The organism is Cochlodiniinecator piscidefendens (assembly GCF_011326755.1).
Lineage (GTDB): Bacteria > Pseudomonadota > Alphaproteobacteria > Rhodobacterales > Rhodobacteraceae > Cochlodiniinecator > Cochlodiniinecator piscidefendens.
Genome location: NZ_JAAOIE010000010.1, coordinates 74,472 through 89,910, shown reverse-complemented (window position 1 = coordinate 89,910; position 15,439 = coordinate 74,472). Strand labels below are relative to the sequence as shown.

Annotated in this window: 15 protein-coding genes; 2 read left to right on the top strand and 13 right to left on the bottom strand. The window is 48.9% G+C overall.

The window, feature by feature from the left end; all coding sequences use genetic code 11:
- From G9C99_RS17235 to G9C99_RS17215, 5 genes are all read right to left on the bottom strand, one after another.
- Window positions 1-908, bottom strand: a 908-nt coding sequence (locus G9C99_RS17235) for a sulfatase-like hydrolase/transferase (protein ID WP_168713343.1), incomplete at its 3' end; no start/stop codon positions are given.
- A 99-nt stretch (window positions 909-1,007) separates the two neighbouring features.
- The gene (locus tag G9C99_RS17230; protein ID WP_166418776.1) at window positions 1,008-1,946 is read right to left on the bottom strand and encodes a tripartite tricarboxylate transporter substrate binding protein; all 939 of its coding nucleotides are present in this window, start codon (window positions 1,944-1,946) and stop codon (window positions 1,008-1,010) included.
- 147 nt (window positions 1,947-2,093) lie between these two features.
- Complete coding sequence (locus G9C99_RS17225; protein WP_166418775.1) at window positions 2,094-3,020, bottom strand: LysR substrate-binding domain-containing protein; 927 nt, start codon at window positions 3,018-3,020, stop codon at window positions 2,094-2,096.
- 221 nt (window positions 3,021-3,241) lie between these two features.
- On the bottom strand, window positions 3,242-4,432 hold the full coding sequence (hmpA, locus tag G9C99_RS17220; RefSeq protein WP_166418774.1) for an NO-inducible flavohemoprotein: 1,191 nt from the start codon (window positions 4,430-4,432) through the stop codon (window positions 3,242-3,244).
- A 21-nt stretch (window positions 4,433-4,453) separates the two neighbouring features.
- Entirely contained in the window at window positions 4,454-5,389 is a 936-nt protein-coding gene (locus G9C99_RS17215; RefSeq protein ID WP_166418773.1) for a hydrogen peroxide-inducible genes activator, read from the bottom strand.
- A gap of 103 nt (window positions 5,390-5,492) precedes the next feature.
- Here G9C99_RS17215 and G9C99_RS17210 point away from each other — a divergent pair, with 103 nt between their 5' ends.
- Entirely contained in the window at window positions 5,493-6,956 is a 1,464-nt protein-coding gene (locus tag G9C99_RS17210; protein WP_166418772.1) for a catalase, read from the top strand.
- Between the two features lie 49 nt (window positions 6,957-7,005).
- Here the strand turns inward: G9C99_RS17210 and G9C99_RS17205 are convergent, their stop codons facing one another.
- A complete protein-coding gene (locus G9C99_RS17205; RefSeq protein ID WP_166418771.1) occupies window positions 7,006-7,701 on the bottom strand; it encodes an MOSC domain-containing protein in 696 nt (231 codons plus the stop codon).
- A complete protein-coding gene (locus G9C99_RS17200) occupies window positions 7,698-8,240 on the bottom strand; it encodes a MarR family winged helix-turn-helix transcriptional regulator (protein WP_166418770.1) in 543 nt (180 codons plus the stop codon). The genes G9C99_RS17205 and G9C99_RS17200 overlap by 4 nt, the downstream gene beginning before the upstream one ends.
- Window positions 8,241-8,329: 89 nt before the next feature.
- Here G9C99_RS17200 and G9C99_RS17195 point away from each other — a divergent pair, with 89 nt between their 5' ends.
- Window positions 8,330-9,076: a hypothetical protein gene (locus G9C99_RS17195; protein WP_166418769.1), complete on the top strand. Its 747-nt coding sequence runs from the start codon at window positions 8,330-8,332 to the stop codon at window positions 9,074-9,076.
- Between the two features lie 159 nt (window positions 9,077-9,235).
- Here G9C99_RS17195 and hpaI read toward each other — a convergent pair whose 3' ends face one another.
- Genes hpaI through hpaD form a run of 6 tightly spaced genes read right to left on the bottom strand, consistent with a single transcriptional unit; the run spans window position 9,236 to window position 15,425 of the window.
- Window positions 9,236-10,015 carry a 4-hydroxy-2-oxoheptanedioate aldolase gene (hpaI, locus tag G9C99_RS17190; protein WP_166418768.1) on the bottom strand — a complete coding sequence of 260 codons (780 nt, stop codon included), beginning with the start codon at window positions 10,013-10,015 and terminating at the stop codon, window positions 9,236-9,238.
- 7 nt (window positions 10,016-10,022) lie between these two features.
- A complete protein-coding gene (gene hpaH, locus G9C99_RS17185; protein WP_166418767.1) occupies window positions 10,023-10,823 on the bottom strand; it encodes a 2-oxo-hept-4-ene-1,7-dioate hydratase in 801 nt (266 codons plus the stop codon).
- Window positions 10,820-11,677 (bottom strand): fumarylacetoacetate hydrolase family protein, encoded by an 858-nt coding sequence (locus G9C99_RS17180; RefSeq protein ID WP_166418766.1) that lies wholly within the window; start codon window positions 11,675-11,677, stop codon window positions 10,820-10,822. The genes hpaH and G9C99_RS17180 overlap by 4 nt, the downstream gene beginning before the upstream one ends.
- Window positions 11,674-13,071: a pyridoxal phosphate-dependent decarboxylase family protein gene (locus tag G9C99_RS17175; protein WP_166418765.1), complete on the bottom strand. Its 1,398-nt coding sequence runs from the start codon at window positions 13,069-13,071 to the stop codon at window positions 11,674-11,676. The genes G9C99_RS17180 and G9C99_RS17175 overlap by 4 nt, the downstream gene beginning before the upstream one ends.
- Window positions 13,068-14,552, bottom strand: a complete 1,485-nt coding sequence (locus G9C99_RS17170; RefSeq protein WP_269434832.1) for an NAD-dependent succinate-semialdehyde dehydrogenase — start codon at window positions 14,550-14,552, stop codon at window positions 13,068-13,070. The genes G9C99_RS17175 and G9C99_RS17170 overlap by 4 nt, the downstream gene beginning before the upstream one ends.
- A gap of 30 nt (window positions 14,553-14,582) precedes the next feature.
- The gene (hpaD, locus tag G9C99_RS17165) at window positions 14,583-15,425 is read right to left on the bottom strand and encodes a 3,4-dihydroxyphenylacetate 2,3-dioxygenase (protein WP_166418764.1); all 843 of its coding nucleotides are present in this window, start codon (window positions 15,423-15,425) and stop codon (window positions 14,583-14,585) included.
- Between the last annotated feature and the right edge of the window lie 14 nt (window positions 15,426-15,439).

The window sequence follows — 15,439 nt, the reverse complement described above, 5'->3', positions numbered from 1 at the left end:
TGCATGAAAGAAAAGAGATGCCCCAGTTGGTCATCAATTTGTTTGATCAATCCCATATAGGCCGGAATGATTTTTTCGCGGGCACCGTTGCGGGAGAAGTTGCGGGAGTAACGTTCACTTGCAAAGGCCCGAAAAATGGGATGCCCATTGTCTAATTCAGCCTGGTTTCGCACCACCGGTGGTATATCATCAGGGCCATACATGTCATGATACGGTGCAGGTACGATATAGGGCCAGTGGGGCTTTATGTAAGAAAGATGCGCACACCAAGGACGACCATCTTTTTCCGCCTCAGCCATGAAATCCATCGCGCGACGTGTCATATAGGGGGTTTCGGAATGGTCTTCTTGAATCCGCGCAGGTTTATCGGCATGGGTCCAGAGCCAGCCGTTCAATATTTCTCCGTCGGGGCCTTCTGCGGAGTTTGCCCAATCCTCCCATGGGCTGCTGCTATTATATCCCTGCTGCGCCAGATATCTGTTGTATGCAGGAACGTCATAAGGTCCATTCTTCGGATGCAATCCATCATCACGCTCATAGGGTTCAAAACCACATTGGGAAGTGTGAACGCCGATCATTGAATTGGGATCAATACCCAATCGTTCCATACCTTCGGTGTCGGCGGCCATATGGGTTTTTCCGATCAAAACCGCTCGCATTCCCGCATCACGTAGATGATCGCCTAACGTGGGTTCTCCAACTCGTAGAGGTACACCGTTATACGTCGATCCGTGAGAGCGTACATAACGCCCGGTATAGGCAGACATCCGAGAAGGACCGCAGATCGTAGATTGCACATATGCATTCGTGAAGCGAACGCCCTTTTCCGCCAATCTATCAATATTTGGGGTTTTCAAGGTCGGATGGCCAGCGCAGCTCAGATAATCAAACCTGAGTTGGTCACACATGATCCACAGGATATTTTTGGTTGTCACGGCTAGCGCCTATTATTTGTATCTAAGAAACGGAAAAGTGCCACCCGCTTGCGGGTGACACTTTTTTGCGAGTTAGTTATCACCTACGAGCGCATCAATGCGTTGCAGAATTTCGATGTCGGATTCTATTTGCGCTTGGGCTTCCGCGGCATCTTTCCAATAGATCACCGCACCGGTGTTTTCGGCAAGCTCGAGGGCTTCGTCCGAATTTAGAGCGCGGACTGCAACTTCTGCGATCCGGGCTCGAACCTCGGCAGGCGTATCCCGATGGACGAATAACCCGTTCCAGGTGGACAGGTCCAATTCGGGGACAATTTCACCCATTGTTGGTACATCAGGTAGTGTCGAGATGCGTTCATTGGTGACCGCTGCCAAGATGTTCAGATCATCAACACAGGGGGCGATCAATTGCAGTGTCGTTGAAATGACATCAGCATCACCAGATGCCAAAGTGTTGCAATCTAGTGCGTCAAATCCTGCTTCGGAGTTGAAGGCAAAGCCTAAGGTTTCAGCGGCCGCGACCATGTGCCGACGTGGGATACTGCGCATTCCAAAGTGGCCGAAGGTCACATCATTGTTTTGCGCGTAGGCCGACAGTTCTTCAATCGTCGCATAAGGTGCGCTTCCGCTGGCGGCAATTACAAACGGATAGGTTAGGAAGATCCCGATGGGTTCAAAGGGGTTTGGTGTTAATTCTGGAATACCAATCTGAGGGCCAACGACGGGTACGCCAATCACGAAAGAGCCAATTGTGTAACCATCCGCTGGGGCTGTTGCGACAGAAATTGCTCCGGGGAAGGGACCACCGCCACCACCGGGTTTATTTACGACGGCGGCGGGTACCCCGTAGGCCTCCTGAAATTCGTCAGCGATGATGCGCGTCAGAAGATCTTCGAGATCCCCAGGCGGAAAGGGGATGACAAATTCCACGGGCTTTTCTGGGTATTCCGCAAACGCGACGTTTGGCAAAAGTGCGGTTGACATTGCAACGGCAGCAAAAAACTTTTTCATTGTAGGACCTCATGCGAGTGATCCGTGGGGTGCAAGATCGGAGAACTGCCCACAGAGTATTTATTCTGCAATTCAGTTTCTATTAACCAAAGGTGATTGGGAAATGCCGAAAGCAAACAGGGTATATCAATTTTGATATGTCCGATTTTAATCGGTCACGCCGGCTTCTTCTTTTATCATCTGGATGAGACGCTTAGCGGGGGGTGAAAGACGCCTTAGCGCGCTGGTTGTAATTCCGATAGCACCCATCATTGATGGGCCCGGAACATTTAGCTGCGAAATTTGTCCATTTTTAATTTCGCGAAAAATAGCACCAGCTGGGCAAAATGCAACGGCGTCTGATTGGCCAAGAATGGCCCGTATAAATTCAAATGACATGGTTTCGATGCGATTGCGAGCCAATGGCTGATCATGAGCAATCAAGAAGCGATCCAGCTCTTCGCGAATAACGACGCCGTCGTGAGGCAGAAGCATTGGGTGATTTGCCAACTCATCAATCGCCAGATCTTTTTTATTGGCCAAGGGATGTGTGTGGTGCGCGACAAACATCAACTCTTCACTATAAAGATGATTAAAGCTTAGCCCTTCCATACGCGTGGGGGGACTTACCCGCCCAACCGAGAAATCCAGTTCTCCACGTCGGATGGCATCTAAAAAGGTTGGGTTTCCGGGGTCTTGGATTTCGATTGAAACCTCAGGGTATTCTTCTTTGAAGCGGACAACAGCCTTAGGAAAGATACCGCGAGAAACGCTGGGTAAAGCTGCACAGCGAACGTATTGGTTCTGAAAATCTTCACCGATACCTGCGAGCCCAGTTTCAAGGTGTTCGAAGGCAGCTAATACATGCGCTTGCAACTGTCGCCCGCTTGGTGTCAGGGAAAGACCGGTCGAGTCACGATGAAATAGGCGGCATTTCAAGGTATCTTCTAACTCAGAAATGGTACGCGACAGAGCAGGCTGCGAAGTATTTAGTGTCTTTGCAGACGCGGTCATCGATCCGCTTTCGGCTATATCGGCAAAGCTTTGTAAGTGCCGTAACCTGATCCGGTGTTGATTGACGAATTTGAAACGCATGTTTTTCTTTATAGCGGTTGCGTCGCTGTCGTCACCATAGATTTGGTGATTTTGGAACAGCAACAACACAAAAACTCTGTTCGCAATATATTGGCGAAAACTGCAGCGTTAGATGTACGAACGGTATCCATTCAAAATGAGGGCTCTCATAATTCTGGGTTTACCGCTCTCAGCACAATCTAGATATGCTGACGCAACAGTTTTCGCGAGTTTACCTATTCTTAGGAAGCATAGAGTGCTTCAGCTGGGCCGAAAAACTCATAATTAATGCGTTCAGAGCTAACACCAGCATCTAGTAGACCACGGACGGCCATCGCCATAAAGGCCTTGGGACCGCAAATGTAGTAATCTGAGGTGTTGGTATTGGTGTTTGCAGTAAGCCAACCAGGGGTTATTCTACCCTCAATATCAAAACGGGCTATCTTTTGATCTTCTGCACTGGGGTTTTCAAAAAACGTGACGCTGCGTGTGGCCAGTGATTTGCTGACGTCACCCATGCAATGGGTCATGCCGTTCTGAGTTGCATGTAAATAGGTGGATTTTTGACCATTCGCGGCCAATGTTTCCAGCATTGCAACCATGGGGGTCAAACCAACACCTGCAGAAAGCAAGACGACTTCGGAAGTTGTGCTTTCCTTTAAAAAGAAATCTCCGGCTGGCGCGGCGACTTGTAAATTGGTTCCGACTTTAGCTGTGTTATGAAGCCATCCGCTGGCAATACCGCCGGGCTCTTTTTTGACTGAAATGCGGTAGTATTCGCCATTAGGTGCGCACGAAATAGAGTAATTACGGCGCAGCTTTCCTGAATTTGGGATGTCAAAGTCAAAGGACAGATATTGACCCGGTCTGTGTTTCATCACTGTCAGGCCATCAACTGGGCGCAGGATGAAAGATTTGATCAGTTCGCTTTCGGTTATGATTTCTGAAATTGTAAAGGAGCGCCAATCGGCCCAGCCGCCCGCAGTTGCAGCGATATTTTGATACATTTCGGTTTCTGTTGAAATCAATAAGTCGGCTAAAAACCAATATGCCTCGCCCCAAGCGTTTAGAACTTCTTTTGTTGCGGCATCCCCTAAGACAGCAGAGATGGCCCCCAAGAGCGACGTGGCAACATGGTCATAATGATGTGGTTTGATCTGCAAACTGACGTGTTTATTTACAATGCGTGTAACGACCGGGCCAAGTGCCTCGAGATTATCTATGTTTTTCGCGTAACCGAGGATAGCGTTGGCCAAAGCGGCATGTTGTGCGGAATTGCCAGTTTGGTGGGATTGGTTGAACAACGCTCGAATGTCGTCATTTTCAAAGAGGCGGTTGTACATTTCTGAAACAATGGTCTGCCCGTGCTCTTCGAGTGGTGGAACTGTTGCCAGTACAATGTCTTTGATTTCTCTTGTTAACGCTTGTGCCATTTCGAGGTCCTTCTGTGGTACCTATAGCTGCAATCGTTTTTGCATTTGGGGCGTATTCATTTGGTCTCCAAGAAAAGCGCCAAATGCGTTGAGGTGCTGCGCTCTGGGATCGCTGTTGCGCCATAGAAGCTGAATTTGACGGCCAAATTTTCCATCAGAAACAGAGTGTAATGTTAAGAGCCCACCAAAAGCGTCATTCCCTGTAACTGACAAAGCAGGCAAAAGCGCGCTACCATCCCCAAGGGCAACCATCTGACGCAGCATTTCTAGGCTGCTTGCCATGCGCTGTCCTTGCTTATCTTGTAAGTCACAAAGCGCAATTGTTTGATCGCGCATACAGTGTTCGGCTGACAACAAAACCAGTTGCGAACTTGTGATTTGAGGCCAAGTTACAGGATGCTCTGGTTTCAATCCTGATGCTTCAGGGGTAGCAAAAATATAGGGTTCAAAAAATATATCAACGGTATCAAAGCTGGATGTTTTGGGGGCTGTCGCCAAAAGAATAACATCAAGTTTTCGCTCTGCTAAAAGCTGTTCCAATGTTTCTGTCGGTTCTTCGTATAAGGATAGGCGCAGTTTGGGATAAACAGCTTTGATTGCTTTTAGCACCAATGGCATCAGGTACGGGCCCAATGTTGGTATAACGCCTAAGCGCAATTCACCCTCCATTGGCGAGGATAGACTGGATGATAACTCTAGCAATTCTCGAGCGGTGGACAAAATTATGTCGGCTTTTTTTAAAAAAACTTTCCCATTTTCAGTGACGGATATGTGTTTGCCTTGGCGTTCAAAAATGACAATTCCAAGTTTTGCCTCAAGCTTCTGAACTTGTTGACTGATTGCGGGTTGCGATACCCCACATAGCACTGCGGCGCGCCCAAAGTGTCCTTCGCTGGCTATGGCTTGGACATATTCTATGTCCCTGATGGACAACCCGGCAACAGATGTATGCTTCATTGTGATCACTAAAAGTTATGGCTTTGATAATAACAATAACTTTTACAACGTGCCGATACAAGTGCAAGATACCGATACTGAATTTATAGCAAGGAAAAGTCACATGAGCGATAAACCTAAGCTGACGTCAGCATTCGGAGCGCCGATTCCTGACAATCAAAACATCATGACGGCGGGGCCTCGCGGACCAGCTTTGTTACAAGATGTTTGGTTTTTGGAAAAAATGGCGCACTTTGATCGTGAAGTCATTCCAGAGCGCCGTATGCACGCGAAAGGCTCCGCTGCTTATGGTCGTTTCACTGTGACGCACGACATTTCAAAATATACGCGCGCGAAAATTTTCTCAGAAGTTGGGAAAGAGACAGATCTATTTTTGCGTTTTTCTACGGTTGCAGGTGAACGCGGTGCAGCAGATGCTGAACGTGATATTCGCGGTTTTGCGATCAAGTTCTATACAGAAGAGGGTAATTGGGATCTCGTAGGTAACAATACACCGGTGTTTTTCTTACGTGATCCGATGAAATTCCCGGATCTCAATCACGCCGTGAAACGTGATCCGCGCACAAACATGCGTAGTGCTGACAATAATTGGGATTTCTGGAGCAGCCTGCCCGAAGCGCTCCATCAGGTTACAATTGTTATGTCTGATCGCGGTCTTCCGGCGACGTACCGTCATATGGATGGTTTTGGCAGCCATACTTATAGCTTTATCAATGCGGACAACGAACGGTTTTGGGTGAAGTTCCACTTTAAGACCCAGCAAGGCATTAAAAATCTGACAGACGAAGAAGCAGCGCAAATTGTGGCGGGTGATCGTGAAAGTCATCAGCGTGATTTATTTGACAGTATCGAAAACAGTGATTTCCCAAAGTGGACCCTCTCAGTACAAATTATGCCCGAAAAGGATGCGGGAAGTTATCACTTGAATCCGTTTGATTTGACCAAAGTTTGGCCGCATGCAGATTATCCGTTGATCGAAGTTGGGGAATTAGAACTGAACCGAAATCCTGACAATTACCATGCAGAGGTCGAACAATCCGCATTTGCGCCATCGACTATTGTGCCGGGTATTAGTTTTTCACCAGACAAGATGCTACAGGGACGTTTGTTTTCTTATGGGGACACCCAGCGCTATCGTTTAGGTGTGAACCATGCCCAAATTCCGGTGAACGCGCCGCGATGCCCTTACCATTCCTATCACCGGGATGGGGCAATGCGTGTAGATGACAATGCAGGTGGACGCATTGGGTACGAACCAAACATGCATGGCGAGTGGCAGGAACAACCTGATTATTCAGAACCGGCGCTATCTATCGAGGGGGCTGCAGATCATTGGAACCACCGCGAGGATGAGGATTACTACTCCCAACCAGGCAATTTGTTCCGACTGATGAATGCGCAACAACAGCAAGTTTTGTTTGAAAACACGGCGCGTTCAATTGGCCCGGCACACGTCGAGATCCAGCATCGCCATATCCGGAATTGTCATCGTGCAGATCCGGCATATGGGGCCGGGGTGGCCGCCGCGTTGGGGATCGATATGTCATCAATTGACGGAATTTCTTAACCCTGCGAAACCACTGCCCGCATCTGTTAAAAGATGCGGGCAGTATTTTTTACTCTGGCTTAAGGCGCTTGTCGGTGTTTTCGTTCAATTGTCCGATTGCCATTTTTGCAAAGGCGTTTTTCCACCCGTCAGCTAATTCCGGAAGTCGCGCAAGGCGCGCAGCGCCGTCTGTTGTGATACGTTTCGTGAGCCGCGCACGAGTGACCATAGCGACGCTCCAATCTGGGCACGGGCGTGAGATTAACGTAATCTTGTCTCCAGCTTGGACAGACCCAGATTCTAAAACGCGATAGTACCAACCTGTGCGCCCGGTTTTTTGAAACTGGTAAGCCATTGTTTTTTGGCCCGTGTGTTCATTTAACTTCCAGCATGGCTGTCGACCTTGGCTGATTTGTAGGATTGCAGAGCCCGCCGAGAAAATATCGCCTATGCAAAGCGTTTCTTCTATTAAGCCAAGGGTTGAAATATTTTCTCCAAATGCGGCAGGTTTGGTGCCGCGTGCCATAAGCCCTTCTGATTGCCAGAATTTATAGTGATCCGCTGCGTAGTGATGTATCGCTTTGTCGGCTCCACCATGGACGGTTAAATCAGCCTGTGAGTCGGATTCAAAACCAACGTCTGTAATCACATGCTGGCCTGTGGCCTTTCTTTTGTGGATGGCGGATTTCGCTTTTCCCGGCCATAGTTCTTCGATGTTCCCGACAAACAATTCGGTGATGGTCGCCGATAGAGTAGGGCAGTTCATGTGGGTTCCTGTTCGTGGCAAATTTGTAAAGCTTCCGTAGGCGTAAGGGCCAAGGATAAAAGACCGCAATACCCGTCCGCGGTAGTGGTTTCAAAATGGCGGCAATACTTACATATTCCAAACGCCTTTTGTCCGTTTAATTGGAGCGCCTGCGAAAGGATATCACGTAGCCCTGCATCAATTTCTGCGCGCAACATGCTCGGAGTTTTCTCGATTGCACGTTCCAAAATACCCTGTTGATTAACGATTTTTTGGCCCGTGTTGGTCAGCGAATACGAGATGGAGCGTTTGTCAGATTCTGATCGTTCTTCGGCCACATAACCTTTGCGGGCTAGGGATTTTAATGTCTGGGTTATCGTGCCTCGTGTCGTTCCCAAATAGGCGGCAGCATGAGAGGGAGAGCGCGAAAACCTATTTGCATTGTTGAGATATTCCAATGTCATCCGCTGTGCCGGATTCAGATCATCTCCCCAACTTGCACCAGCCTCGATGCGCGCCAGCCGTGTGATTAAATCTTTGATGTTTTTCGTTTGTGTCATGCGTTCTGTGTAGCGAGTCGAAACTATTATTGCAATAGTTTCGACTCGCTACTAATGTGAGTACACTGATTCACAAAAGGAACATATCCATGAAACTCGCAACATCGTTTGCCATACTAGGCCTTAGTGGTTTTGCTGCTTATGCCGACGGAACCCATGCCGCACATCAAACCGGGGCCGTCGCATCTGAGGTCAATGAATCAACCACAGCATCTTTTGATATTCTTGCCGCACATGCGCATCGCGCGGCCAATCGCGTTACATTTCACATGACCACGAACGGTACGGCTGGTGCAGATGTGCCAACGTCAGTGGGTGCCGTTGGCGGGTCGTCGATTTGGTCATATGTATGGCCGACCTCTCTTGATCCATCTGCTGTTGGCTTTGAGGGTGATACAGGTATCTTGGCCTTAGCTGCGACCAGCCACCCTGACTTTGATGACACGCCACTGGTTGACGAGAACCTTGACGGAGACCCGGGAAATGACGGCTTGATATGGCATAGTCATTGGATTGTTCTAACGCCATCTGAAGCATGCGGAGAGGGTGCATTGGCTATTCGCGATATCGCTGAAGGTGAAATGCCACAGCTGCCTGCAACGTGGCCTGGCTTCCCTGTTTTCCTCGATAGCCCTGGATTTACGCCGTTGTTTGATGGCCCTGAAGTCAGCGTAACGGTTGGCTTTGCAAGCGATGTGGAATTGGGAGGGGTCGCCTATGATGGGGTAACGGCAGCCCTCAGGGTTAACGCGAATATCCATGCACCACTGCTATGCGTTACCGATGTATTCGATGTCGCGTCCGGGGACTTATCCCTGCCTGGCAGAATTGAATAATTGGAATGAGCAAGGTCCAGCTTAGGGCCTTGCAACTTATGTTGCTCAGCTCAAAGTTACCCCTAAGCTGAGTTGATTGCGTCCTTAATCTCGATGGAATCCGGTATAAATCGGTTAAAAGTTATGCGTGAACCTAAAGGGCCGTGTGCTTCTTATGATTTATGTCGCCAGTTTAGCTTTTCCGTTTTTTGCAAGTGCTCGCATTCCGTTTGCAAATAAGGTGACGTCGATGCCCGTTGCTAAAAACGTAACGCCAATTTCGAGACAAAGATCTTGCATAGTTTCGTCCAGCGTCAAAATGCCTGCCGCTTTTCCAGATGCTACAATTCGGGTTAAGGCGTCTTTTACGGCGTCGATAACGTCTGGGTGATTAGCGTTCCCAAGATGGCCGAGATCTGCAGCCAAATCCGCTGGGCCAATGAATACCCCGTCCACGTCATCAAGTGCGAGGATATCATCCAAAGCTGCAAGGCCAGCGCGGTTTTCGACCTGCAATAATAAGCAGATTTGCGCGTCCGCTGACGTCAAATAATCTGGTATTGCCGAGAACTTTGATGCTCTAGCCAGGGCGGAGCCAACGCCACGAGTACCATGAGGGGGATATTGCACAGCACGAATAAGGTCTTGCGCCTGTGCTTTACTTTCAACCATTGGAATCAACAGTGTTTGGGCACCTGCATCAAGTACCTGCTTGATCATCCAGGTTTCACCGATAGGAAGTCGTACAACCGGATGGGATGCTGATGCCTCAACGATTTGGAGTTGCGACAACATTGAACGCAGATCATTTGGCGCATGTTCGCCATCGATCAATAGCCAATCAAATCCAGCCGTTGCAGAAATTTCGGCAGCGTAAGAATCTGCTAATCCAATCCAACATCCGATCTGAGGTGTGCCGTCTTTTAGGGCTTGTTTAAATGTGTTTACAGGTGCGGGCATAGTTTTCTCACTCGAAGTTTATGGAGACCGACCCGAAAGTTCCAAAATCAGCATGGATTTTACTACCGGGAGGGCATTCAACGGGACGAATAAAGCTACCAGACAGGATAATCTGGCCAGGTTCAATACTTTGCCCGTATTGGGCCATGCGTTGGGCTAACCAAACAACACTTTCAATTGGATCATTTAAAACACCAGCGCCTAAACCTGTTTCTTCGATTTCGCCATTACGAAATGTTAATGCCCCAACCCAACGCAGATCAAAGCTGTCTAGGGCGTTCCGTTCATCGCCAAGGACAATCCCCGCGTTGGCTGCGTTGTCGCTAATTGTATCGAAAACAGTACGGGCTTTGCCAGTTACGGGATCGACGCGCTGAATACGAGTGTCCAGAATTTCGATGGATGGCGTAACATAGTCCACAGCAGCAATAATATCATCACGGGTGACATCACTTCCCCCAACGGATGATTTCATTACAAAGGCGATTTCGGCTTCAATCCGTGGTTGGATAAAGCGCCCTTTTGGAACAGTAGCACCATTCTCAAAGGCCATGTCATCAAACAAAATGCCACTGTCGGGGATATCGATGTTCAAAGCATATTGCATAGCCTTGGATGTCAGGCCAATTTTCCATCCAATAACATTCCGACCTTCAGCGCATTTTTGACGATAGATCGCGTTTTGCACTTCATAGGCATCATCCATTCCCATCTCTGGGTGGCGCAGTGAAAGTAGGCCGATCTGGTTTTGAGTGCGCTCGGCTTCCAGTAAATCAAATGCGGCGCGCGTGTGATCATCTGGCGTCATGCAGGGACCTCGTCTTCTACACCATTGCTCAAAGTACCAATACCTTCGACTTCAATTTCAACAACGTCACCCGGTTTGAGGTACTTGGGAGGATCAAAGCGCGCGCCCGCCCCAGTCGGCGTACCTGTGATAATGATATCGCCGGGGTGCAATGTCATGAACGTAGAAATATATTCGATTTCACGCCGGATAGGGAACATCATACGTGAGAGAACGTCGTCTTGGCGGATCTCACCGTTAACACGCGTAACGATACGCGCATCATCTAATTGTGATGCATTCGTAAATGGCACAAGCCAAGGACCGATAGATCCTGAATTATCCCAATTCTTACCCTGAGTGACGTTGAATTTTGCGTGACGGACCCAATCGCGAATGGTGCCTTCGTTGCAAAGGGTCAGGGCGGCGATATGGTCATAGGCTTTTTCTTGGCTAATACGGCGGCCAGATTTTCCTATAACAATTGCAACTTCACCCTCATAGTCTAGCGTGTGGTTTTCAGGAGGGCGTACCAAGTTTTGACCGTGACCAGTGAAGCCACTGGCAAAACGTGGAAACAACGACATATATTTGGGTTGTGCACTACCGTCTTTGTATTCAGCATTTCGGTCGGGAAAGTTTACTCCAACACATAGTATGCGCGGGGCATTGGGTAGAACCATTTCATAGGTGAAATCGGTATGAGTGACAGGTTTATCTTTGGAGGTAGCCTCGAGCGTTTCTAACCCGTCAGCACGAACAGCGTCTAACAAAGTTGGCCACTGAGGAAATTCATCATTTAGGGCGATCATGCCATCGTTTGTGGCGGCTCCGTAATAGGTTTCAGCGCCAGCGCTATATGTTGCAAACCTCATTGGATTTCCTTCCAAACATCTTTGATGACATCTGCGGCCATCAGAACTTGATCTCTTGTTGTATCAAACTGCCCAACCTGTAGCCGGATTACTTTCCGGTTCTCATGCAGGGTTTGTGTCAGATAGATGCGCCCGTCTTTATTGATCGCATCGGTTAATCTCTGTTGGGTGTCATCGTCTCCTGGGCAGCGAAATGAAAAGAGACTTAGGATGGGGTCTGTTGTGATTTCAAACCCCTCTATAGCTCCGATCTTTTCGCAAACTTCATTCGCCCAGTGCACGTGATTGCGAATGCGCTCCCGTAGCTCAGCAAGACCATAGGTGCGAATGAGAAACCAGATTTTCAAAGCGCGAAAGCGGCGGCCAAGAGGAATGGTCCATTCAGAATAATTTGTAACGGCTTCGCCGGAGGTCTTTAGGTATTCCGGTTCAATTTTGAGAGTGTTCAACTGTGGGGTAGAATCTGCCAAAAACTGCACAGAGCAATCAAATTGTGCACCCATCCATTTGTGAGGGTTGAATACAATGCTGTCGAAGCCTTCAACGCCTTCCCAAAACGCCTCACGGAATTCAGGACAGATCATGGCGGACCCAGCCCAGGCAGCATCTAAATGAGTATAAATATCTTCTTGTTTGGCAACTTGCAATACGGGGCCAAGTGTATCGCAAGCACCAATGCTTGTGCCGCCTGTGATCGCAATGATCCCTGCCGGAATATATCCGTTCGCTTTGTCATCAGCGATCGCCTTTTTTAAAGCAGCGACATCAATTCCAAAATGTGGGCCAGTGGTCGGGATTTTAACCAAATTTTGCTGCCCGATCCCGGCAACCCAGCAGGCGCGATCAATGGAAGTATGAACCTGATCGGAACAGTAGATACGGAGATGTCCTTTGCCTGAAAGCCCGTCCCGGTTTCCTGTGAATTTTAGGCTTCGTTCACGCATTGTCAGAACTGCGGACAATGTTGCAGATGATGCGCTATCTTGGATTACACCGGTGAAATGCTCAGGCAGGCCAAGCGCTTGGCGTAACCAATCGATCATGACGCCTTCGACTTCGGTGGCGGCGGGGGATGTCTGCCACAACATGCATTGCGCGGCGACAGTATTAACGAGCATTTCTGCAAGCATTGATGGTGGCGAGGCATTGGCCGGAAAATATGCAAAGAACCTAGGATGCTGCCAGTGGGTCATCCCGGGCATAACCACAGCATTAAAATCGGCCATAATGGCATCCATTCCTTCGCCATTGTCAGGAGGAGATGCAGGCAACTGCGCCGTGATATCACCGGGTTTTGTTTCTGGCCGCACAGGCTGATCAGCGAGCGTTTTGTGATAATTCGCGCCCCATTCAGCTATGTATTTTCCCCAATCAGAATACTCATCCCAGTTCATAGCGTTTCCTCCACAGAGGTAAGGCCACCCATGCAAATGTATTTAATTTCCAAATAATCATCGAGCCCATGGCGCGAACCTTCTCGTCCCAATCCTGACATCTTAACACCTCCGAATGGGGCTTCTGCCGTTGAAATCAACCCTGTGTTAACGCCTACCATGCCGTATTCTAGTGCTTCGGATACGCGCCAGACACGGGCTAAATCGCGAGAGTAGAAATATGAAGCTAACCCAAATTCGGTGTCATTTGCCTCGTTGACCACGTCAGTTTCATTTTCAAACTTAAAGAGCGGTGCAACGGGTCCAAACGTTTCTTCGGTTGCAACAGCCATGTCTGATGTCACCCCCGTCAGAATGGTTGGCTGATAGAATGTGCCGCCTTTTTCATGGGCATTGCCACCTAGAATAACGGTAGCGCCTTTTTGGGTTGCATCGGCAACATGTTCAGACACTTTATCAACAGCTGCCTGATCAATCAGTGGGCCAAAAATAATCCCTTCGTCGAAACCATTACCGGTCAGTAGTGTTGCGACCTTTTTAGCGAGTTTTTCAGCAAAGGTATCGTAAACACCCGCTTGTACATAAATACGGTTTGCACAGACGCAAGTTTGACCATTGTTGCGGAACTTGGCGATGACCGCCCCTTCGACGGCTTCATCTAAATCTGCGTCATCGAATACAATGAAAGGTGCGTTGCCTCCGAGTTCAAGTCCGAGTTTCTTGATCGTTGGTGCGCATTGTGCATAGAGTAATGCGCCGATTTCAGTGGAGCCTGTGAAAGTCAGCTTTTGTATGATTTTGCTTGAAGTCATTACCCCTCCGATTGCGGCGGCTGACCCAGTTACGACGGAGAACAATCCAAGCGGTAACCCCGCACGTTCGGCTAAGACAGCCAATGCAAGTGCCGAAAACGGTGTTTGCGAAGCGGGTTTCAAAACCATCGCGCAGCCCGCAGCGAAAGCTGGTCCAGCTTTGCGAGTGATCATCGCATTCGGAAAATTCCATGGCGTTATTGCTGCGACAACGCCAATGGGTTGTTTAATAGTAATGATACGTTTGTCGGGCGCATGCCCGGGGGTGACATCGCCGTAGGCGCGGCGCGCTTCTTCTGCGAACCATTCGATGAAAGACGCACCATAGGCGATTTCGCCCTTGGCTTCTGCCAATGGTTTTCCCTGCTCGGCAGTGAGGATCATGCCGAGATCATCCTGATTGGCCATGATAAGCTCGTACCAGCGGCGTAGAATTTGACTGCGCTCTTTGGCAGTCCGTTTTGCCCAAGCTTTCTGAGCAATAGCCCCGGCTTCGATCGCGGCCTCAGTTTCCGTTACTCCAAGATTTGGAACCTGACCAATCACATCACCTGTAGCAGGATTGGTGACGTCAATCGGAGTCGCGGAGTCGCTCGCTGAAATCCAGCGAGTGCCGACCAAAGCGGCGTTAACAAGAAGGCTTTGATCCTTCAGGCGCAAAGTGGACATAAGGTGTCTCCAGACGTATTGGGATTTGGGTTAAACCGACAGGCTTATGTTGGCTTGACCAGTGCCCGAGCTGCCAAAATATTCGGTGTAAATATCTATTTCGCCTTTGTAGTCCTTCCAACCCAACGCGCCGAACAGAAGTGCTGTGTCATTCATTGCGCATTCACCTGCGCATTTAGTGGCATAGTCGGGCAGTAGATCTAAAAAGGCACTCCATTCACCGGCTTTCCACATATCGAGAACGCGAAGGTCCATTTGTTTGTTGAACTCACCGTTTACGGAATTTAGCCCATCAACCGAGCGCGAATTTGGTGTGAAATCATGGCTGAACGACCCGGATGCAAAGATCGAAACATTCCTGCCGGAGTTTCGAATGCCTTCTGCAATGGCAGCACCCCATCTACGGTTTTCTTCTATCGAAGAGAACTGATTTACAGCAACAGGTAGAACGCGCGCATTGACCCCTTCGTTGATGAAGTACATTGGAAGCAGCGTACCGTACTCCATGCCTAAATCGGGTTGCGCATGACCCATGGCGCGTTCGCCCCGGTCATGTAAGGCTGTAAGTATGGAGTGAGCCAATTCGCTGTCGCCTTGATAATCAAACTCCATATCTGCCAACATATGCGGAAGCTCATGACTAATGAACCGACCTTTATGATGATCTTTGGCGTTTAAATGGAAACCCTGATTGGTGATCCAATGGGTATCAAAGATCAGAAATGTATCGACGTTTCGATCAATCGCATCCTGACGAAGGCGGGCATAACCGTCTATGGCAAATTGTCTGATGCCCTTGTGTTCAGGCATCGTATGAGACATCCAGATGCTTGGTACATGTGTGATCTTTGCAGCTTGTACAATCTTTCCCATAGCGGTTCCTTTCT